At 65.1% G+C, this 18307-nt stretch carries 18 protein-coding genes; 9 read left to right on the top strand and 9 right to left on the bottom strand.

Annotation, left to right across the window (positions count from 1 at the left end; genetic code table 11):
- The first annotated feature begins 182 nt into the window (after positions 1–182).
- Genes ACOMD9_RS14650 through ACOMD9_RS14640 form a run of 3 tightly spaced genes read left to right on the top strand, consistent with a single transcriptional unit; the run spans position 183 to position 3032 of the window.
- Positions 183–1214, top strand: a complete 1032-nt coding sequence (locus ACOMD9_RS14650) for a TRAP transporter substrate-binding protein (protein WP_421416253.1) — start codon at positions 183–185, stop codon at positions 1212–1214.
- A 14-nt stretch (positions 1215–1228) separates the two neighbouring features.
- Complete coding sequence (locus ACOMD9_RS14645; protein ID WP_421416251.1) at positions 1229–1753, top strand: TRAP transporter small permease; 525 nt, start codon at positions 1229–1231, stop codon at positions 1751–1753.
- Positions 1746–3032, top strand: coding sequence for a TRAP transporter large permease (locus ACOMD9_RS14640; RefSeq protein ID WP_421416250.1), 1287 nt, complete (start codon positions 1746–1748; stop codon positions 3030–3032). The genes ACOMD9_RS14645 and ACOMD9_RS14640 overlap by 8 nt, the downstream gene beginning before the upstream one ends.
- Before the next feature lie 168 nt (positions 3033–3200).
- Here the strand turns inward: ACOMD9_RS14640 and ACOMD9_RS14635 are convergent, their stop codons facing one another.
- Complete coding sequence (locus ACOMD9_RS14635) at positions 3201–3662, bottom strand: MarR family winged helix-turn-helix transcriptional regulator (protein ID WP_421416248.1); 462 nt, start codon at positions 3660–3662, stop codon at positions 3201–3203.
- Positions 3663–4000: 338 nt separating this feature from the next.
- Here ACOMD9_RS14635 and ACOMD9_RS14630 point away from each other — a divergent pair, with 338 nt between their 5' ends.
- Both ACOMD9_RS14630 and ACOMD9_RS14625 read left to right on the top strand, forming a co-directional pair.
- A complete protein-coding gene (locus tag ACOMD9_RS14630) occupies positions 4001–5839 on the top strand; it encodes a feruloyl-CoA synthase (RefSeq protein ID WP_421416245.1) in 1839 nt (612 codons plus the stop codon).
- Positions 5840–5858: 19 nt separating this feature from the next.
- Positions 5859–6302, top strand: coding sequence for an acyl-CoA thioesterase (locus tag ACOMD9_RS14625; protein ID WP_421416242.1), 444 nt, complete (start codon positions 5859–5861; stop codon positions 6300–6302).
- Here the strand turns inward: ACOMD9_RS14625 and ACOMD9_RS14620 are convergent.
- The 8 genes from ACOMD9_RS14620 to ACOMD9_RS14585 form a co-directional block, all read right to left on the bottom strand.
- Entirely contained in the window at positions 6299–6769 is a 471-nt protein-coding gene (locus ACOMD9_RS14620; RefSeq protein ID WP_421416240.1) for a MarR family winged helix-turn-helix transcriptional regulator, read from the bottom strand. The two genes, ACOMD9_RS14625 and ACOMD9_RS14620, sit on opposite strands and share 4 nt — an antisense overlap.
- A 95-nt stretch (positions 6770–6864) precedes the next feature.
- Entirely contained in the window at positions 6865–7512 is a 648-nt protein-coding gene (gene maiA, locus ACOMD9_RS14615; protein WP_421416239.1) for a maleylacetoacetate isomerase, read from the bottom strand.
- Positions 7509–8216, bottom strand: coding sequence for a fumarylacetoacetate hydrolase family protein (locus tag ACOMD9_RS14610; RefSeq protein WP_421416236.1), 708 nt, complete (start codon positions 8214–8216; stop codon positions 7509–7511). The genes maiA and ACOMD9_RS14610 overlap by 4 nt, the downstream gene beginning before the upstream one ends.
- Before the next feature lie 52 nt (positions 8217–8268).
- A complete protein-coding gene (gtdA, locus tag ACOMD9_RS14605) occupies positions 8269–9318 on the bottom strand; it encodes a gentisate 1,2-dioxygenase (protein WP_421416234.1) in 1050 nt (349 codons plus the stop codon).
- A 19-nt stretch (positions 9319–9337) separates the two neighbouring features.
- Positions 9338–10540, bottom strand: a complete 1203-nt coding sequence (locus tag ACOMD9_RS14600; RefSeq protein ID WP_421416232.1) for a 3-hydroxybenzoate 6-monooxygenase — start codon at positions 10538–10540, stop codon at positions 9338–9340.
- A 31-nt stretch (positions 10541–10571) separates the two neighbouring features.
- Positions 10572–11831: a TRAP transporter large permease gene (locus tag ACOMD9_RS14595; RefSeq protein ID WP_421416230.1), complete on the bottom strand. Its 1260-nt coding sequence runs from the start codon at positions 11829–11831 to the stop codon at positions 10572–10574.
- 3 nt (positions 11832–11834) lie between these two features.
- A complete protein-coding gene (locus tag ACOMD9_RS14590; RefSeq protein WP_421416228.1) occupies positions 11835–12347 on the bottom strand; it encodes a TRAP transporter small permease in 513 nt (170 codons plus the stop codon).
- Positions 12348–12391: 44 nt separating this feature from the next.
- The gene (locus tag ACOMD9_RS14585) at positions 12392–13411 is read right to left on the bottom strand and encodes a TRAP transporter substrate-binding protein (protein ID WP_421416225.1); all 1020 of its coding nucleotides are present in this window, start codon (positions 13409–13411) and stop codon (positions 12392–12394) included.
- Positions 13412–13661: 250 nt separating this feature from the next.
- On the opposite strand from ACOMD9_RS14585, the gene dctP reads away from it, so the two are divergent.
- From dctP to ACOMD9_RS14565, 4 genes are all read left to right on the top strand, one after another.
- The gene (dctP, locus tag ACOMD9_RS14580) at positions 13662–14795 is read left to right on the top strand and encodes a TRAP transporter substrate-binding protein DctP (RefSeq protein ID WP_421416221.1); all 1134 of its coding nucleotides are present in this window, start codon (positions 13662–13664) and stop codon (positions 14793–14795) included.
- Between the two features lie 60 nt (positions 14796–14855).
- Positions 14856–15374 (top strand): TRAP transporter small permease, encoded by a 519-nt coding sequence (locus tag ACOMD9_RS14575; RefSeq protein WP_421416219.1) that lies wholly within the window; start codon positions 14856–14858, stop codon positions 15372–15374.
- A 5-nt stretch (positions 15375–15379) separates the two neighbouring features.
- Complete coding sequence (locus ACOMD9_RS14570; protein ID WP_421416216.1) at positions 15380–16678, top strand: TRAP transporter large permease; 1299 nt, start codon at positions 15380–15382, stop codon at positions 16676–16678.
- Between the two features lie 117 nt (positions 16679–16795).
- The coding region (locus ACOMD9_RS14565; protein ID WP_421416213.1) for an acyl CoA:acetate/3-ketoacid CoA transferase at positions 16796–18307 on the top strand (1512 nt) is incomplete at its 3' end.

Below are 18307 nucleotides of genomic sequence, written 5' to 3'. Positions count from 1 at the left end.
AACCGCTTCGGGGAAAATGATAACTCCGTCGATGCTGCCTCCATCGATACCGGGTCGCCGGCCATGGACCAAGGTCGATTATCGCGAGGGCGGCATGATGGGTTACGTTCATAGCTTATGAGCGAACGAGAATTCGCATCGCGAACATGTAGTGTGTCCACAACGATAATCGGAGCGTCCTGATGAACCGCACCCTGTCCCGCTGCCTGCTGGCGGTCTCCATCGCCGGCCTCACCGCCGCTTCCGCCCAGGCATCCACCACCCTGCGCATGGCGCATTTCTGGCCCGACGGATCCGGCATCAACCAGGAGATCTTCCAGGCCTGGGCCGATGCCGTCGAGGCGCAGTCCGGTGGCGAGCTTGTCATCGAGAACTACCCCTCCCAGACCCTGACCCGTGCCGACCAGGCCTACCAGGGGGCGGTCAACGGCATCTCCGACATCGCCATCACCGCCCAGGGCTATACGGCCGGGCGCTTCCCGCTCTCCCAGATCGTCGAGCTGCCGGGGGTCTCCGATACCGCCAGCCAGGGCGCCTGCATCCTGCAGAGCCTCTACGACGACGGCCATATCGCCGGCGAGTACGACGACACCAAGGTGCTCTACCTGTTCACCACCGGTCCGGGCTACATCCATACCGTCGACACCGATGTCCAGTCTCCGGGTGACCTGGAGGGCTTGCGCATTCGTCGTCCCACCGCCGTGGCGGGCCAGATGCTGGAAAACCTGGGTGCGCAGCCGGTCGGTATGCCGGCACCCGATATCTACACTTCCCTGCAGCGCGGGGTGGTCGATGGGCTGAGCTTCCCCTGGGAGGGCATGAAGGTGTTCCGCCTCAACGAGCTGGCCAACTATCACACTCAGGTGCCGTTCTATTCGCTGATCTTCGTCGCCACCATGAACCAGCGCAGCTTCGATGCCCTGAGTCCCGAGCAGCAGGCCGTCATCGAGGCCAACATGGGCATGGCCTGGAGCCAGGTGGCCGGGGATGTCTTCGATGGCCTGGACGAGGCCGGCAAGCAGGAGGCCGAGGAAGCGGGCCACACCATTCGCGTCATCGACAATCCCCTGGAACATGAGGAGTGGGCGGGTCCGCTCCAGGACGGTATCGAAACCTACCTGAGCGAGCTGGAAGAGCGTGGCCTGGACAGCGCCCGTGAGGTCTATGAGGCCGCCATGGCCGCCCGCGAGTCCTGCCCGGTCGAGCAGGGCTGAGCGGGAGCCACTCCATGCAATCCCTGTCGTTCGTGAGTCGCCAGCTGGCACGCCTGTGCCAGCTGGTCGCCGGGCTGGCGCTGCTGGCCCTGATGGGCGTGACCATCACCGATGTGCTGATGCGCCTGGTATTCCGCCTCTCCGGCGGAGCGCTCAACTGGAGCGTGGTGGGCAGCGTCGAGTTGGTCAGCTACCTGATGCTCTTCGCCCTGCTCGCTGCCATGGCGGCCAGCGTGGAGCGCAGCCAGGTGGTGGTCGAAGCCTTCAGCCACGGCCTCTCGCCGACGCTCAAGGAGCGTCTGGGAGGCTTCTTCCTCCTCGGTTTCGTGATCCTCGGCGTGGTCATGACCATCGGCCTCTGGCAGGAAGCCGAGACGGCCGCCCTGCGCGGCCAGGTCACCCAGGACCTGCGGATCCCCATGGGGCCGATCTACCAGTTCGCCGCGCTGCTCTGTGCCCTGCTGGCGCTGCGCAGCCTGCTGCATGCCCTGCTGGGCGTCTTCTTCGCCGCCGACGGAGGGGGTGTCCATCATGAGTAGCGAGATGATAGGCGGCATCGGCCTGATCGGCCTCCTGGTGCTGCTGGTACTGCGCGTGCCGGTGGCCCTGGCCATGCTGACCGTCGGCGTGGTGGGCTTCGCCCAGGTGATCTCCTGGCCGGCGGCGGTCTCCATGGTCAAGTCGGTGCCGGTGGACGTGCTCTCCAGCTACAGCTTCAGTGCCATCCCCATGTTCATCCTGATGGGGGTGCTGGCGGCCCACTCCGGCATGGCCGGCATGCTGTTCAACTCCACCCGGGTGATCTGTGGCGGCTGGAAGGGGGGCATGGCGATTGCCACCGTCGGCTCCTGCGGGGTCTTCTCGGCGATCTCCGGCTCCTCGCTGGCCACCGCCAGCACCATGACCCGTGTGGCGCTGCCGGAGATGGAGAAGCACGGCTACAAGCGTTCCCTGGCGACCGGCACGCTGGCGGCGGGCGGCACCCTGGGGATCATGATCCCGCCGAGCATCGCCCTGCTGATCTATGCCGTGATCACCGAGCAGTCGGTAGGCGACATGTTCGCCGCGGGCATCCTGCCCGGCCTCCTGGGACTGCTCTTCTATGCGCTGACGGTGAGCGTGGTGATGCGGATCTGGCCGGACACCGCGGTGCCCGGCGAGCCGACATCACTGGCCGAGAAGCTGCGCTCGTTATCGGGCCTGGTGCCCTTCTTCACGGTCTTCGTGATCATCATCGCCGGGATCTACCAGGGCATGTTCACCCCCACCGAGGGGGCCAGTGTCGGGGCCTTCGCCACGCTGCTCTATGCGCTGTACAAGGGCATGCGGCTGGCCGGGCTGTGGCGCAGCGTGCAGGAGACCCTGGCGCTCTCGGCCGTGGTGTTCTTCATGCTGCTGGGAGCCGAGACCCTGGGCTACTTCATCTCGGTGTCGCGGATCTCCTTCACCATCAGCACCTTCCTGGGGGGGCTGGACGTGCCGACCATCGTGGTGCTGCTGCTGATCCTGCTGCTCTACTTCGTGCTCGGGATGTTCATGGACTCCATCGCCATGCTGGTGATCACGGTGCCGGTGGTCTTCCCGATCATCACCATGCTGGGTATCGATCCGATCTGGTTCGGCATCCTCACGGTGCTGACCGTGGAGCTGGGACTGGTGACGCCACCGGTGGGCATGAACGTCTTCGTGATCAAGGCCATGGCGCCCCATGTATCCCTTGGCGAGATCTACCGCGGGGTGGCGCCCTTCATCGTCGCCGACCTGCTGCGCCTGATCCTGCTGATCGCCTTCCCTGTCCTGACGCTGTGGATGCTGTAGCCGGAGAGCAATCCGGTGGGGGAAGGCCCGGCCGTGTGCAGGGCCTTCTTCTGTCGGGTTGACCTCGGGGTTATAGGGTTGGCCCGGAACCGGAATTGCCGGTGAGGTGAGTCCGGCACAGGCTGTCATCATCGAGGCGGCTCTGGTGAGCCTCGCGGGGGACGGAAGTCAGCTTCCCTTTCTTGCCTCGATGATTCGGTCGAGAATGTCGAGGAGCCACTCACGCTCACCTTCCTTCATGAAGGAGTCGAAACCATCCTCGCCCGCGGCAACCTTCCGTTCGAGCCGCTCGGTGAAGTCCTTGCCCTTTTCGGTCAGGTAGAGCGCGTAGGAACGACGGTCATTCTTCGACTTTCGGCGCTCCACCACCTCCATGCCCTCCAGCTTGTCGATGGCCGCCACCATGGCAGAGCGGTCCACGTCCAGGGCCGTGGAAACCGCCGACTGGGTGAGCCCCGGATTGTGATAAATGATGGCGAGGATGCTGAACAGTCCCGGCGTGATGCCTTCCCGGGCACAGGCTTCGAAGAACACATCGAAGTAGACGAGCTGCGCCCGGCGTAGCTTGTAGCCGAGACGGGACTGCAGCATGGAGTAGTCGATACCGTTCTGGTGGTCGTCGTTGCTCATATCTTGGTCGGCCCTGACGTTGGGTGAGTCACGAGGGTGGCAAGCGGCGAGTAACCTGTCGGATACCGGACGGCAAGGCCTGCAGGCTCATCAACTTTAGTCGCAGCCCAACCATGAGTACCGTCACCGATACATGCCTGAGAATTTGTATCCCTTTGATATCCGATGGTTTTATCGCTTGCCTTCGGTTCCTCAGCCCATAATGCTGTGCTGTTGAAATGTTTGACACTACAACAATTTATAAAAATACTGGACTCCATGTTACCAAGGCTCCCATGCCGAGGGTAGCGAGCTGCCCCTTCCGATCCTGATAACGATCACAAACAGCAGGAGCGCCCATGTCTCACTCCTTTCGCGATGTCCACCTGGGCACCGCCACCGCCAGGCTGATCCCGCGTAATGATGGAACCCAACTTCTCAGCGTCGAGGAGCCTCTCGGCGACTACCCCGATACCCTGAACGAGTGCCTGGAACGCTGGGCTCACGAGGCGCCGGACAGGACCTTCGTGGCGAGACGCGACGGTACAGGGGAGTGGGAGCGCCTGAGCTATGCCGAGACCCTCAGCCGAGTGCGCCACCTGGCGCAGGGGCTGCTGAATCACGGCCTGAGCGCCGAGCGCCCCCTGGCCATCCTCAGCGGCAACTCCACCGAGCACCTGCTGCTGGCGCTGGCCGCCATGTACGTTGGCATCCCCTTCGCCCCTGTATCGCCGGCCTATTCGCTGGTCAGCCGGGACTTCGGGAAGCTGCGCCATATCGTCGATCTGCTGACGCCAGGCATGCTGATGGTCGACAAGGCCAAGGATTTCACCGCCGCCCTGGCGGCGGTGCAGCCGGCGGACTGCGAGTGTCTCGCCGTGGATCCGTCAGGCTTGCCGGGTGGGCGCGCCCTCGACGAGCTCCTGGACACCCCCGTGACCGCGGCGGTGGATGAAGCCCGTGCGGCCGTTGCCCCCGAGACCATCGTCAAGTTCCTGTTCACCTCCGGCTCCACCGGCATGCCCAAGGGGGTCATCAACACCCAGCGCATGCTCTGTTCCAACCAGGAGATGTTGGCCTCCCAGATGCCCTTCCTGCGCGACGAGCCCCCGGTGCTGGTGGACTGGCTACCGTGGAACCATACCTTCGGCGGCAACCACAACGTCGGCATCGTGCTCTACAACGGCGGCAGCCTCTACATCGACGATGGCCGCCCGGTGCCGGGCGAATTCGAGACCACCATCGCCAACCTGCGCGAGATCGCACCGACGGTCTACTTCAACGTGCCCAAGGGCTTCGAGATCCTGGTGGATTACCTGAAGCGCGAGGATATCCTGCGCGAGACCTTCTTCTCCCGGCTAAACCTGATGTTCTTCGCCGCGGCGGGGCTCTCCCAGCACATCTGGGACGAACTCGACCGCCTGGCCATCCAGACCCTGGGCTGCAAGGTGGGCATGTTGACCGGCCTGGGGGCCACCGAGACCGCGCCCTCGGCGATGTTCGCCTCGCTGGAGGAGTCCAGGTCCGGCGTGGTGGGCCTGCCGGCCCGTGGAGTGACGATCAAGCTGGTGCCCAATGGCGGCAAGCTGGAGTGTCGGGTCAAGGGGCCCAGCGTGATGCCAGGCTACTGGCGCCAGCCCGAGGTCACCGCCAGGAGTTTCGACGAGGAGGGCTTCTACTGCCTGGGGGATGCGGTCAAGTTCATCGACCCGGACGACCCCCAGCGCGGCATGCGCTTTGACGGGCGCATCTCCGAGGACTTCAAGCTGGATACCGGCACCTGGGTCAGCGTCGGGCCGCTGCGAGCGCGCATCATCGAGGCCGGTGCCCCGCATGTGAAGGACGTGGTGATCGCCGGGCTCGACAGGCCCTTTGTCTCGGTCATGATCTTCCCGGACCTGGAGAAGTGCCGCGAGCTGGCTGGCCTGGGGCGTGAGGCGGACGCCGCCGCGGTGCTGGCCAGCGAGCCGGTGCGCGAGCGCTTCGAGCAGTTGCTGCGCGACCTGGACGCCCGGAGCTCGGGCAGTTCCACACGAGTGCGCCGAGCGGTGCTGCTCGACGAGCCGCCGCGTCTGGATGCCCATGAGGTCACCGACAAGGGCTCGATCAACCAGCGCGCCGTGCTGGAGAACCGGGCCAAGGTGGTGGCCGAGCTCTACCGCGAGTCGCCGCCGCCGGCCGTGCTGCGGCTCGACTGAGCACGCCCCAGGAGACGACATGCCGACCCATACCCACACCCGCCTGATCGAGTGGGGCGACTGCGATCCGGCGGGGATCGTCTTCCATCCCCGCTACCTGGCTTACTTCGATCACTGCACCAACCGGCTGTTCGCCCGGGTGGGCCTTGACCTGGCGATGCTGCAGGCACGCTTCGAGGTGATCGGCTACCCCGTGGTCGATCTGCGTACCCGCTTCCTCGCCCCCTGCCGCTACGGCGACGAGGTGTGCATCGAGACGCGGATCGCCGAGTTCCGCAACAGCAGCTTCGATGTGCAGCATGTGCTGCATCTCGGGGAAACCGTGGCGGTGGAGGCCAGGGTGACCCGTGTCTGGGCGGTGCGGGATCCGGAGGATCCGCAGCGCATGCGGGGACGGCCGGTGCCGGAGGAGGTGAAGAAGTCCCTGTGGCAGGCCGAGGACCTACCGAGAGATCACAGCTAGATGGCCTGGCGGATCGGCACCCGGCTCAGTGCGTTGTTCTCGTCGGCCAGGCGCTGAAGCAGGCGACACAGGGTCGCCCGCTCATCGGCGTCGAGCGGAGCGAGGATCCTCTCCTGGGCCTCCAGGACCTCGGGCTCGGCGGCCATGCGCAGGGCCTCGCCCTCCTCGGTGAGGGTGACCAGCATGGAGCGGCGATCTTCGGGGTTGCGATGCCGGGTGACCAGGCCGCGCTCCTCCAGCTTGCGCACCACGACCGCCACGGTGTTGCGATCGAGGGCCGTGTAGCCGCCCAGGGTGATCTGGTCCAGCGAGCCCATCTCGTCCAGGGCGGAGAGGATCACGTACTGCAGCTGGGTGAGGTGATAGGCCTCGCACTGTCGCAGGAAGATCGCCACGCTGATCTGGTGGCAGCGTCTGAGCAGGTTGCCGGGGAGTGAATTGGCCTTGGTGAGGGGCGTTCCGGTCATGGTGACGAGTCCCGAGAAACAACAGTAATGAGAACGCCGTGGCCGGTCATGATCCCGACCGGGCCACGGCGAGGGCGCGGTGTCGTCGCGCAGTTTCACCCCGCGTGGGGGTGGTTCTCCGGCAGGGCATCGACGAAGGCCGGCAGCTGCAGGCAATTGTCGTAGATTGACTGCAGGGTGGGGTAGCGCGACATGTCCACGTCGAAGCGGCGGTTGTTGGCCACCTGGGCGAACAGGCAGAGATCTGCCAGGCCGGGGGCGTCACCATAGCAGAACTCGCCGCGCCGGGCATCGCCCTCGAGCTGCCGCTCCAGGGGGGCGAAGCCCAGGTCGACCCAGTGGCGGAACCACTCTCCTGTGCCTGGCTCGTCCACACCCAGCTCGCTGCCGAGGTACTGCAGCACCCGCAGGTTGTTGACCGGGTGGATATCGCAGGCGACGGCCTGGGCCAGGCCGCGCACCCAGGCGCGATCCAGCGGGGCGGCGGGCAGCAGGGCAGGCTCCGGGTGCGTCTCCTCCAGGTACTCGATGATCGCCAGGGACTGGCCGAGCACCGTGCCATCCTCGAGCTGAAGGGCCGGTACCAGCCCCTGCGGGTTGAGCGTGAGGAAGGCCTCGGACTGGTGCTGTTTCTCTCGCAGCACATAGGAGACATGCTCATATTCCAGCCCCTTGAGGTTCAGGGCCGCGCGGACCCTGACCGAGGCCGAACTGCGAAAGAAGTTATGCAGTACCAGGCTCATAGCCCCTCCCGCGGTGCCACGATGGTGATGGCGTGATCGCCCACGCCATCGATGCCGCCGGTGACCTTGTCACCCTCCTCGAGGGGGCCCACGCCGGCCGGAGTGCCGGTGTAGATCAGGTCGCCGGGACGGATGCGCATGGAGTGGGAGAGGATCGAGACGATCTCCTCCACGTCCCAGATCAGGTCGGCGATATCCTGGTCCTGCTTGATCTCGTCGTTGACGGCCAGCCAGATCCGGCCGGTGGTGGGGTGACCGATCTCGCTGGCGCGACGGATCGGCGAGATCACCGCGGACTCGTCGAAGGCCTTGCCCCAGTCCCAGGGACGCCCCTTCTCGCGCGCCTCGAGCTGCAGGTCGCGGCGGGTCAGGTCGTTGCCGGCGGCATAGCCGTAGATGTACTCCCTGGCCTTGTCGGTGGGGATCTGGAAACCGGCCTTGCCGATGGCGACCACCAGTTCCATCTCGTAATGGAAGTTCTTGGTTTCCGGCGGATAGGGCACGTCGCTGCCGTCCGGCACGATGGCGTCGGCCGGCTTGGTGAAGAAGAAGGGGAACTCGCGGCTCGGGTCGCGGCCCATCTCGCGGGCATGGGCCTCGTAGTTGCGGCCCACACAGAAGATGCGGCGCACCGGGAAGCGCTGGTCGTCCCCCTCGATGGCGACGCCGGTGACGGGGTGGGGAGCGAAGACGTAGTCGGTCATGGTGATGACTCCTGTTCTTGGTCGGGGGGTGGTGAGGCCTTCCCGGGCGTTCTTAATGATCGCCGCGGGCTTCGCGCCAGATGCCCAGCTTCTGCTGGGCGACGCGGTCGGAGTAGCTGAACAGCACGGCATCCGCGTCGGCCTCGTGGACGACCTCCTGCCAGCTGGGCACAACGAAGATGTCCTTGGGCTTCCACTCGAAGGTCTTGCCGCCGATGGAGGTGCGGCCGGTGCCTTCGACGACGCTGAACACCGTGGCATCGGTGGAGCGGTAGCCGGCGGTCTTGAAGCCCTTGGGCAGCAGCTGCACGAAGGGCGCGATGGTCGGCATGGCGGAGCCGCCATCCACCGGGTTGATGTAGCGCATCTTAAGGCCGTGGCAGGGATCCCACTCGTCGCGCTGGCGCATGGTTTCCAGCGCCTCGCGGGTGCGCGCATAGGGGTAGTTGAAGATGGGCGAGGCCAGGCCCTTCTTCTCGTAGTCCACCGGCAGCATGTTGGCACCGTAGCGGGCCAGGGAATCGCCGGTGGGCTTGGTGATGGCCTGGGTGTCCTCGCCCAGGCCCTCGGCGAAGGAGGCATCGAACAGCGACAGCATGGGAATGTCGAGGCCATCCATCCAGATCATCGGCGTGTCGGACTCGTTGCCGTGATCGTGCCAGGTCCAGGGCGGGGTGATCACGAAGTCCCCCTCCTGCATGAGGGTGCGCTCGCCGTTGACCGCGGTGCAGGCGCCGCCACCGTCCATCACGAAGCGCAACGCCGACTGGCTGTGGCGGTGGGCCGGGGCCACCTCGCCGGGCATCACCAGTTGCAGGCCGGCGTAGAGCGAGGTGGTGATGCGGCTCTGGCCGCGCAGGCCGGGGTTCTCCAGGATCAGCACCCGGCGCTCGGCTTCCTTGGCGGTGATCAGCTCACCGGCCTCCATCAGCAGCTGCTTGGCCGGGCCGAACTCCCAGAGATGCGGCTGACAGGCGCTCCTGGGCGTGGGGGTGATGATGTCACTCAGCACGTTCCACAGGGCGCTGAAGTCCTGCCTGGCGATCTTCTCGTAGTAGGCCTCGCGCTCGGGGGAGCTCTGCGGCTTCTCGGTAAGAGACATGGTATGTCCTCCTGCGGGTTCAGGCGTCTTGTGAGGTGGTGACGTTGCTCAGGCCGCTGCCGCCGTAGAGCCACTCGATGCGGTCGTAGAAGTCCTCGGGCTTCATGGCGCGCATGGTGGCGTTGCGCATGGCCGCCTTGCCGCCATCCGGGTGGTAGATGTACTCGCCCATCAGGCGTGAATAGGTCTGCACCCGGGCGGTGCGGGCGAAGCGGTCGTTGCGATAGGCCTCGAAGGCCTCACCGAGATCCTGCTTGTCGCCGAGGTGATAGGAGAGGCAGACGGCGTCTTCCATCGCCATGCAGGCGCCCTGGGCCATGTACTGCAGCATGGGATGGGCGGCGTCGCCGAGCAGCACCACCCGGCCGTCGATCCACTGCTCGTTGGGGTCGCGGTCGCACAGCACCCACATCTTCCAGTCCTGGCCGTGCTCGATGATCTGGCGCGGACGCTCGGCGATGTGCGCGAAGCCGCGATGGACCTCCTCCTTGGTTACCGGCTGGCCGGCCACCGGCTCGGGGGCGTCGTTGTGGTAGGTCACCACCAGGTTGTAGACTTCGCCGCCCTTGAGCGGGTAGTGGACGATATGGCACTTGGGGCCGGCCCACAGGGTGGCGGCGTTCCAGCGCAACTCCTCGGGCATCTGTTCGGTGGGGATCACCGAGCGGTAGGTGGTGTGGCCGGACACCCGCGGAGCGCCATCGCCGATCACGTTCTGGCGAATGGGCGACCAGAGGCCCTCGGCACCGATCAGGGCGCGGCCGGTGAAGCGCTCGCCGCCGGCGAGGATGACGGTGACGCCGTTCTCGTCCTGCCCGTAGTCCTCGACCCGGGAGTCGGTGTGCAGCTCGACGAGCTCGTTGGCCTCGCAGGCGTCCAGCAGCACCTTGTGCAGGTCGGCACGATGCACCACGGCATAGGGGTTGTTGAAGCGCTTGCGGAACGCCTCGTCCAGGGGGATGGCCGCGACCCGGCGATCCTCCATGGCATCCATCAGCAGCAGGTTGTCGATATAGACCGCCTTGGCGCGGGCCTCGTCGCCGACGCCCAGGTAGTCGAAAGCGTGGAAGGCGTTGGGGCCGATCTGGATGCCGGCGCCGATCTCGCCGAGCTCGGGGGCTTGCTCGAGGACCAGGGAGCGGATGCCCTGGCGGGCCAGGCCGAGAGCGGCGGCCAGGCCGCCGATGCCGCCGCCGGCGATGATGATGGTGTGGTTGTTCATTGCTTGCCTCTCTCGTTCGCGGTTCGGGCGTCTAGCGGAAGACGGTCACTGCCCAGGGGTTGAAGATGATCAGGAGAATCACCAGGCAGGCCGCCAGGATGAAGGGGGTGATCCACAGGGTGATGCGCGGCAGGCTGACGTTGCTGATCGCCGAGGCCACGTAGAGCCCGGCACCCACGGGTGGCGTCAACAGGCCCAGGGTCAGGGTCATGCAGGTGACGATGCCGAAGTGGATGGGGTCGATGCCGTAGCTGCCCTGAGCCACCGGCAGCAGGATCGGCACCAGGATGATCAGGGCGGCGATGCCGTCGAGCACCATGCCCACCGCCAGCAGCATCAGGAACACCAGCAGCATGAAGATCAGCGGGCTCTCGGTGGCGCCCTGCATCAGGCCGGCCACCTGCTGGGGAATCTGGTTGTAGACCAGTACCCAGCCGAAGGCCTTGGCCGCCGCGATCAGGAACAGCACGATGGCGGTGTTGCGGGCGGTACGCACCAGCACGCCGGGCAGGCTGGCGGCCCGGAGGTCGCGGAACAGCACGCCACCGATGATCAGTGCCATCAGGGTGGCGGCCGCCGCGGACTCGGTGGGGGTGACGATGCCGAAGGCGATGCCGCCGACGATCACCAGGGGAATGCTCAGTGTCAGGATGGCATCACGGGTGGCCTGCCAGCGATTGATGGGCTCCCGCTCGACGTTTGGCGCCTTGCGGGCGCGGCGGGCAATGACCGCGATCAGGCCGCTGATCAGCACGAAGAGCACCAGTCCCGGCAGGATGCCGCCCATGAACATGGCGCCGATGGAGACCTGGGCGATGACGCCGTAGATGATGAAGATCATCGACGGCGGGATGATCGGGCCGAGCAGGCCAGCACCGGCGGTCAGGGCCGCGGCGAAGCCCTTGTCGTAGCCGTCGCGCTCGAGCTCCGGGGTCATCACTCGGCTCATGATGGCGATCTGTGCCGTGGCCGAGCCCATGATGGAGGCGAGCATCAGGTTAGAGGTCAGGGAGACATAGGCGATGCTGTGGGGAATCCACGAGAACCAGGCGCGGGCCGCCTGGATGATGCGCCGGGTGATCCCGCCCTCGTTCATGATCTCGCCGAGGAGGATGAACAGCGGGATGGCCAGCAGATCGAAGACCTCCAGCGAGCCGAACAGCACCTGGGGCAGGCCCTCCAGGATGCGATAGTTGCCGGTGTTGATCACGAAGGCGAAGGTCGAGGCGAGCAGCACGAAGGCGATCGGCATGCCCAGCAGCATCAGCAGGATGAAGACGGCGAGTGTCATGGCTCAGGCCTCCTCGTCGTCGGTCAGGGCGAAGACCGTGCGGGTGCGGTCCGGCAACCTGGCGAGGATGTGGAAGATCCCGGTAGCGCAGAAGATCGGCACGATCAGGTAGAAGTGCCACTTGGGCCAGTCGAGGGTGATGGCGATATCGAAGGCCATCGAGGGGGAGCGAATCCAGCCGATGGAGTACCACAACAGGGCCGCCAGCACGGCCAGGCAGATCAGTTCGGTCAGCCAGTAGCTGAGACGCTGCAGTCGCGCCGGCAGCATTCCCACCAGCATGGTCAGCCGCACGTGCTGGTCGTGGTGGATAGCCACCGAGATGGCCAGGAAGGCCATCCACACCAGGATGTAGACCGCCAGTTCCTCGGCGAAGAACAGCGGACTGCTGAATACGTAGCGGCCGATCACGTTGACGATCAGCAGTGCGCTGAAGGCGATGATCAGCAGGCTGCACAGCAACTGCTCGAGCTGCGCCAGCCATCGGCTGGCGCGGGTCAGGGAGGATATCGGCATAGCTGTTACCCGTGTGCCGAGTGAGGACGTCTTGGCCATGCGGCTTACTCGCCGTCCTGGCGGGCGGCGACTTCCTGCTGGAAGGCCTGGATGACGGGGTGGTCGCCGAAGCGCGCCTGGAAAGCCAGGTTGGCCGCGTCGAAGACGCCCTCGGCGTCCTCCAGGCTGAAGACGTCGATGGTCTCCTTCAGGTAAGCCAGGTTGCTGGCTTCCACCTCGATCTGGGACTCGGTGGCCCAGGTCAGTGCCTCCTGCATGGCATCCTCGAGCAGCTCACGCTCCTCGTCGGAGAGCGACGACCATGTCGCCTGACTGATCACCGACACGGCGGGGAACGCCATGTGGCTGGTCAGGGTGAGGTGTTCGGCCACTTCGTAGAAGCCGGAACCGACCAGGGCGTCGAGGTCGATGTCGATGCCGTCCAGCATGCGGTTCTGCAGGCTCTGGTAGACGTCGGGCAGATGGACCGGGGTGGGCGTGGCACCGGCTTCCCTCCACCAGGCCTGCATGGCCGGGATCGGGATGATGCGGACCTTGTCACGGTGCACGTCGTCGAGGCTCTCGACCCGGCCGTCGCGCATCAGGACGTGGCGCATGCCGGCGAAGGTGTAGCCGAAGGCGTGCAGGTCCTTGTCCTCGAGGTTGGCCAGCATCTGCTGGGCGGCGTTGGTCTCGGTGGCCTCGGCGGCTTCGGCAACGCTGTCGAACAGGAAGGGCGTGAACCAACCGACGAAGGCCGGCTCACGCTGGCTGGTGATGGCGGCGGTCATGATGCCCATGTCCAGCAGGCCGGTTTCCATCTGGGAGAACATCGCCGGCTCGTCGCCCAGCTGCCCGGCGGGAAAGATGGTGATGGTCAGCTCGCCGTCGCTGCGCTCGGCAACTGTCTCGGCGAGGCGCTCGGCGGCCTGGGTCCAGATGTGCTGGGGTGGGGTGATGAGCCCCATGCGCAGTTCGGCGGCCAGGGCCGTCGCGCTGGCTAGCAGCGAGGCACCGAGCAGCGTCGAAGACAGCAGGGCAGAGGAGAGAAGGCTGCGGTTCAGCGTGCGGCGGGGAGTTGTCATTATGGTTACCTCGAATTCATCAGGGGAGGATTCGTGCTGCAATCGTCAGTATTGTGATCGTCACTATTGTGCGCAATTAAACGAAAGTCGAGAAAGCCAGTGACCGGAGAGGTCACACGAAGAGGGTGGCAGTGTTCATACCAAAGTCGGGTATCCGACAGGGCTGTGGGCTGGACTATAATCGGGATTCAAATAGATGGTCATAACCATTGTTTTGCACATAAACAAATATAAACCTCCGAGGTAACCCATGACACGTCGTACCCTGCTCAAGACTGTTGCCGTCGCCGCCACTGCCGGCAGCCTGGCGATCGCCGGCCATGCCCAGGCCCGTGATCTGCGCATGGCACCCGGGGTGCCGCCGGCCCATCCCGCCTACAATCCCATGTTCACCGAATTCGCTGAGCGTCTAGCCGAAAAGACCGATGGTGACTTGACGGGCAACCTGCTGGGGACCGAGGTGGCCAACATCGGCAACATGCGTAACGCCATCCGTAGCGGCCTGGTGGAGGTTGGTCTCTTCCTGCCGGCCTACTTCCCGGCCGACCTGCCCGAGATCAACCTGGTCGGTGACCTGGCCTTCCTGGGCACCAATCCCCATGCCATGGGGGCGGCGGTGACCGAGTACATCGTCAGTTGCGCCGAATGTCAGGAAGAGCTCAAGAAGTTGGGCATCGTCTATACCAGCTCTCATGCGTCAGACCTCTACCGAATACTGAGTACCGAGCCGGTACGGTCTCTTGACGATCTCCAGGGGCTGCGCATGCGAGTGGGAGGTCCACAGTATTCACGCTGGGCCGAATCGGCGGGTGTGACGCCGGCATCCATACCGGTAGGGGAGACTTACGAATCACTCTCCCAGGGTGTCATCGAAGGCACTATCGCCTCCATTGCCGATATCATCTCCTTTCGACTGGATGATGTGCTGAACTATGTCACCGATGTCGAGCTGGGCACTTTCCATAGCACCATTTCCCATGCGGTCGGTCAGCAGGCGTGGGACTCACTTCCTGCAGAGCAGCGTGAGGCACTGGTCCATGCCTCCGTCGAGGCGTCTGCTGCCATCACCCAGCGCTGGGGGTACGAGATGGCCGAGGAGGCCCGGGAGGTTGCCCTCGCCAGTGGTATCGAGATTCTGGAAGCCGAGCCCGAGCTGTTGGCAGCCACCAAGGCATTCCTCGAGGAAGACCTGATCTATGCCGCAGAGCAGGCGGAGAATCGCCACGGGGTGGAAGATGCGGCTGCCAAGATTCAGCGCTTCCAGTCGCTGGTAGAGAAGTGGACCGCTATCGTCGAGGAGGTCGGCGAGGATCCCGAGGCGGTTGCCGATGCCCTGAATCGCGAGGTCTGGGACGGGGTGGATTTCTCCACTTACGGGACCTGATGCCACGCATCCGAAGGCCGGCACGCCGGTCTTCGGTATCGCCTCTGCCGGAGATTCGTCATGGACGCTCTCTATCGCCTCGCCAACCGGGCCGCCGTCGGTCTGGCCCTGCTGGGAACGCTCGGCATTCTGCTGATGGTTATCCACATCACCCTCGATGTGCTGCTGCGCGCCACGCTTTCCGTGTCGATCCCCGCCACCGTGGAACTGGTGACCCGCTACTACCTGATCACCCTGGCGCTGCTGCCGCTGGGCTGGGTGGAGTGGCGCCGAGGGATGATTGCCGTGGAGGCCCTGGAGGGGCTGATGAAACCGTGGCTGGTGCGCCTGTCCGACGTGCTGGTGTCGCTGCTCTCGGCCGCGGTCTATGCCGTTCTGGCCGTGGCCACCTGGGGCAAGGCGATGGAGCAGTACGACATCGGTTCCTACGTGATGTCGCTGAACTTTCCCATGCCGGTCTGGCCGACCTACTTCGCCTTGCCCGCTGCCTTCGCCCTGGCGGCGGTGGTCTGTGTGGTACGGCTGCCGTTCCTGGCCAGGGGCGCGGCCCATCCCTCCAGCACGCCAGATGACAGGTGATTTTCATGTCCGTTGACGTCGGCTTCTACGGTCTCGCCATCCTGATGCTGCTGCTGGCGCTGCGGGTGCCGGTGGCACTTGCGCTCGTCGTTGTCTCGCTGGGCGGCATGACGATGATGTTCGGCTGGAGCACGGCCATCGGCATGCTCTCGTCGACGCCCTACGAATTCATCGCCAAGTGGACGCTCAGCGCGGTGCCCATGTTCCTGCTGATGGGCTTCGTCTGCTATCACACCGGTCTGACCAATGGGCTCTTCAGTGCCGCCAAGGTGGTATTTCGCTGGCTGCCCGGCGGGGTGGCGATCTCCAGCATCGTCGCCAGTTCCGGTTTTGCCGCGGTGAGCGGCTCCAGCGTGGCCTGCTCGGCGGCCATGGGGCGCATCGCCATTCCCGAGATGGTGAACGGTGGCTACAAGCCGAGCTTCGCCTGCGGCACCATCGCTGCTGGTGGCACAATCGGCGCATTGATTCCGCCCAGTATCCTGATGATCGTCTATGGCGTGTTCGCCCAGGTCTCTATCACCCAGGTGTTCCTGGGAGGCATCACCATCGGCCTGCTGACGGCGCTGAGCTACAGCCTGGTGATCCTGGTGGTCAGCTGGTGGCGACCCGATATCGTGCCGCGGGAGGCCGTGGGTTCACGCGATATCACCGCCCGCCAGGCGCTGCTCGATATCTGGCCGGTGCTGGTGCTGGGGGTGCTGGTGTTCGGCGGCCTCTTCTCGGGATTCTTTACCGCCACCGAGGCAGGAGCCGTTGGGGCCGCTGGGGCAATCCTCATCGGCCTGCTGCTCAGACGCCTTAACGGTCAGGCGATGAAGGCCGCGCTGCTCGAGACGCTTTCCACCACCTCGGCGCTGCTGATCATCGGCGTCGGGGCCAGCATGTTCACCCTGTTCCTGAGTCTCAGTGGCCTGGCCGGCTATATCACCGGGGCGGTGACCGGCTGGGAGCTCTCTTATCTCGAACTGATGTTGGTGGTGGTGCTGATCTACCTCTTCCTGGGGCTGTTCATGGAGCCCTTCGGCGCCATGCTGGTGACACTGCCTGTGCTGCTGCCGGTCTTCGAGCTGTATGACGTGAGCCTGATCTGGTTTGGTGTGCTGCTGGTGAAGTTGCTGGAGATCGGCATGATCACCCCGCCAGTGGGCATGAATATCTTCGTGATCAAGGGCGTGGCGGGTCAGTATGCCTCATTGATGGATATCTTCCGTGGCGTGTCGACCTTTCTGGTGGCCGACATCGTGGTCGTGGCATTGGTGATCTTCTATCCCCAGGTAGTACTGGTGCTGACCGGCGGCTGATCCGCAAAGAGGATGCTGACATTGCCAACCGACAGGCCATGCCCGAGTAATACAGTTTGTTTATAAAACAATATGTTTAATTCTCAATCATATATACCTCCCAAGGAGGCCGAGAGAGTGAACAAGGTTATCGACAGCGCCACCGCGGCGGACCTGATTCGGGATGGTGACACCGTCATCTGGACCACCGCCGGCCTGTGCGGATTCGCCGAAGCCGTGGCCACCGCACTGGAGGCGCGATTCCTCGAGACCGGTGCCCCCCGCGATCTCACCGTGGCGCACAGCTGTGGCTGCGGCGACGGCAAGACCCGCGGCATGAACCACCTGGGCCATGCCGGCCTGGTCAGGCGGCTGATCAGCGGGCACACCGGTCAGGCGCCACGCATGGGCGAGCTGATCCGCGAGAACCGTATCGAAGGCTACTTGCTGCCCCAGGGGGTGATGGCCCACCTGTGGCGACACATCGCCGGCAAGAAGCCCGGGGTGCTCAGCAAGGTGGGGCTGGGCACCTTCGTCGACCCGCGCCTCGAGGGAGGCAAGGCCAACGCCGCCGCCGAGGAGGACCTGGTCAAGGTGGTCGAACTCGAGAACGAGGAGTGGTTGCTCTACCGCACCTTCCCGGTGGACGTGGCGGTGATCCGCGCCACCACCGCCGACGAGCGCGGGAACCTGAGCATGGAGCGCGAGGCGCTGCTCCTCGAGCAGCTCTCCATGGCCCAGGCGGCGAAGAACAGCGGCGGCATCGTCATCGCCCAGGTGGAGTACCTGGCCGTCCAGGGCAGCCTGCACCCCCAGCGGGTCAAGGTGCCGGGCGATCTGGTGGACTATGTGGTGGTCGCCGATGCCGAGCATCACATGCAGACCATCAGCACGACCTACAGCCCGGCGCTGGCCGGCGATCTCAAGATGCCGCTGGGCGGTATCAAGCCTCTGCCCCTGGATCCGCGCAAGGTGATTGCCCGACGTGCCGCCATGGAACTGGTGCCGGGGGGTGTCGTGAACCTCGGTATCGGCATGCCCGAGGGAGTCTCCAGCGTGGCGGCCGAGGAGGGCGTCAGCGACCTCATGACCCTGACCACCGAGCTCGGCACCTACGGCGGCGTTCCCGCCAGTGGCGGTGACTTTGCCACCGCCTACAACGCCGAGGCGATCATCGACCACGGCTACCAGTTCGACTTCTACGACGGCGGCGGGCTGGACGTCTGCTTCCTGGGCCTGGCCCAGACCGATCACGAGGGCAACCTCAACGTCAGCAAGTTCGGCGACAAGGTGGTCGGCCCGGGCGGCTTTATCAACATCAGCCAGAACGCACGCAAGGTGGTGTTCTGCGGCACCTTCACCAACGGCGGCGAGGTGGTGGTGGAAGACGACCGCCTGCAGATCCGCCGGGAGGGGCACCGCCGCAAGTTCGTGCAGCGCGTCGATCAGATCACCTTCAGCGGCCGCTATGCCCGGGAGACCGGCAAGCCGGTGCTCTTCGTCACCGAGCGCTGCGTCTTCGAGCTGATCGACGGCGAGGTCACTCTCACCGAGATCGCCCCGGGCATCGACATCGAGCGCGACATCCTGGCGGCCATGGACTTCGTGCCGCGCATTGCCGATGAGCTGCGCGAGATGCCGGTGGAGCTC

Source organism: Halomonas terrestris (genome assembly GCF_049166755.1).
GTDB lineage: Bacteria > Pseudomonadota > Gammaproteobacteria > Pseudomonadales > Halomonadaceae > Halomonas.
Note: the sequence above shows the minus strand (reverse complement) of the source record. Positions and strands in the feature narration are given on the sequence as shown.

What these genes read in the sequence shown, in the direction of transcription:
- ACOMD9_RS14585 (WP_421416225.1), bottom strand. Translation starts at nt 13,411, where the DNA reads ATGACAACTCCCCGCCGCACGCTGAACCGCAGCCTTCTCTCCTCTGCC.
- ACOMD9_RS14595 (WP_421416230.1), bottom strand. Translation starts at nt 11,831, where the DNA reads ATGACACTCGCCGTCTTCATCCTGCTGATGCTGCTGGGCATGCCGATC.
- ACOMD9_RS14640 (WP_421416250.1), top strand. Translation starts at nt 1,746, where the DNA reads ATGAGTAGCGAGATGATAGGCGGCATCGGCCTGATCGGCCTCCTGGTG.
- ACOMD9_RS14570 (WP_421416216.1), top strand. Translation starts at nt 15,380, where the DNA reads ATGTCCGTTGACGTCGGCTTCTACGGTCTCGCCATCCTGATGCTGCTG.
- ACOMD9_RS14600 (WP_421416232.1), bottom strand. Translation starts at nt 10,540, where the DNA reads ATGAACAACCACACCATCATCATCGCCGGCGGCGGCATCGGCGGCCTG.
- ACOMD9_RS14635 (WP_421416248.1), bottom strand. Translation starts at nt 3,662, where the DNA reads ATGAGCAACGACGACCACCAGAACGGTATCGACTACTCCATGCTGCAG.
- gtdA (WP_421416234.1), bottom strand. Translation starts at nt 9,318, where the DNA reads ATGTCTCTTACCGAGAAGCCGCAGAGCTCCCCCGAGCGCGAGGCCTAC.
- dctP (WP_421416221.1), top strand. Translation starts at nt 13,662, where the DNA reads ATGACACGTCGTACCCTGCTCAAGACTGTTGCCGTCGCCGCCACTGCC.
- ACOMD9_RS14650 (WP_421416253.1), top strand. Translation starts at nt 183, where the DNA reads ATGAACCGCACCCTGTCCCGCTGCCTGCTGGCGGTCTCCATCGCCGGC.
- ACOMD9_RS14625 (WP_421416242.1), top strand. Translation starts at nt 5,859, where the DNA reads ATGCCGACCCATACCCACACCCGCCTGATCGAGTGGGGCGACTGCGAT.
- maiA (WP_421416239.1), bottom strand. Translation starts at nt 7,512, where the DNA reads ATGAGCCTGGTACTGCATAACTTCTTTCGCAGTTCGGCCTCGGTCAGG.
- ACOMD9_RS14645 (WP_421416251.1), top strand. Translation starts at nt 1,229, where the DNA reads ATGCAATCCCTGTCGTTCGTGAGTCGCCAGCTGGCACGCCTGTGCCAG.
- ACOMD9_RS14575 (WP_421416219.1), top strand. Translation starts at nt 14,856, where the DNA reads ATGGACGCTCTCTATCGCCTCGCCAACCGGGCCGCCGTCGGTCTGGCC.
- ACOMD9_RS14590 (WP_421416228.1), bottom strand. Translation starts at nt 12,347, where the DNA reads ATGCCGATATCCTCCCTGACCCGCGCCAGCCGATGGCTGGCGCAGCTC.
- ACOMD9_RS14620 (WP_421416240.1), bottom strand. Translation starts at nt 6,769, where the DNA reads ATGACCGGAACGCCCCTCACCAAGGCCAATTCACTCCCCGGCAACCTG.
- ACOMD9_RS14610 (WP_421416236.1), bottom strand. Translation starts at nt 8,216, where the DNA reads ATGACCGACTACGTCTTCGCTCCCCACCCCGTCACCGGCGTCGCCATC.
- ACOMD9_RS14630 (WP_421416245.1), top strand. Translation starts at nt 4,001, where the DNA reads ATGTCTCACTCCTTTCGCGATGTCCACCTGGGCACCGCCACCGCCAGG.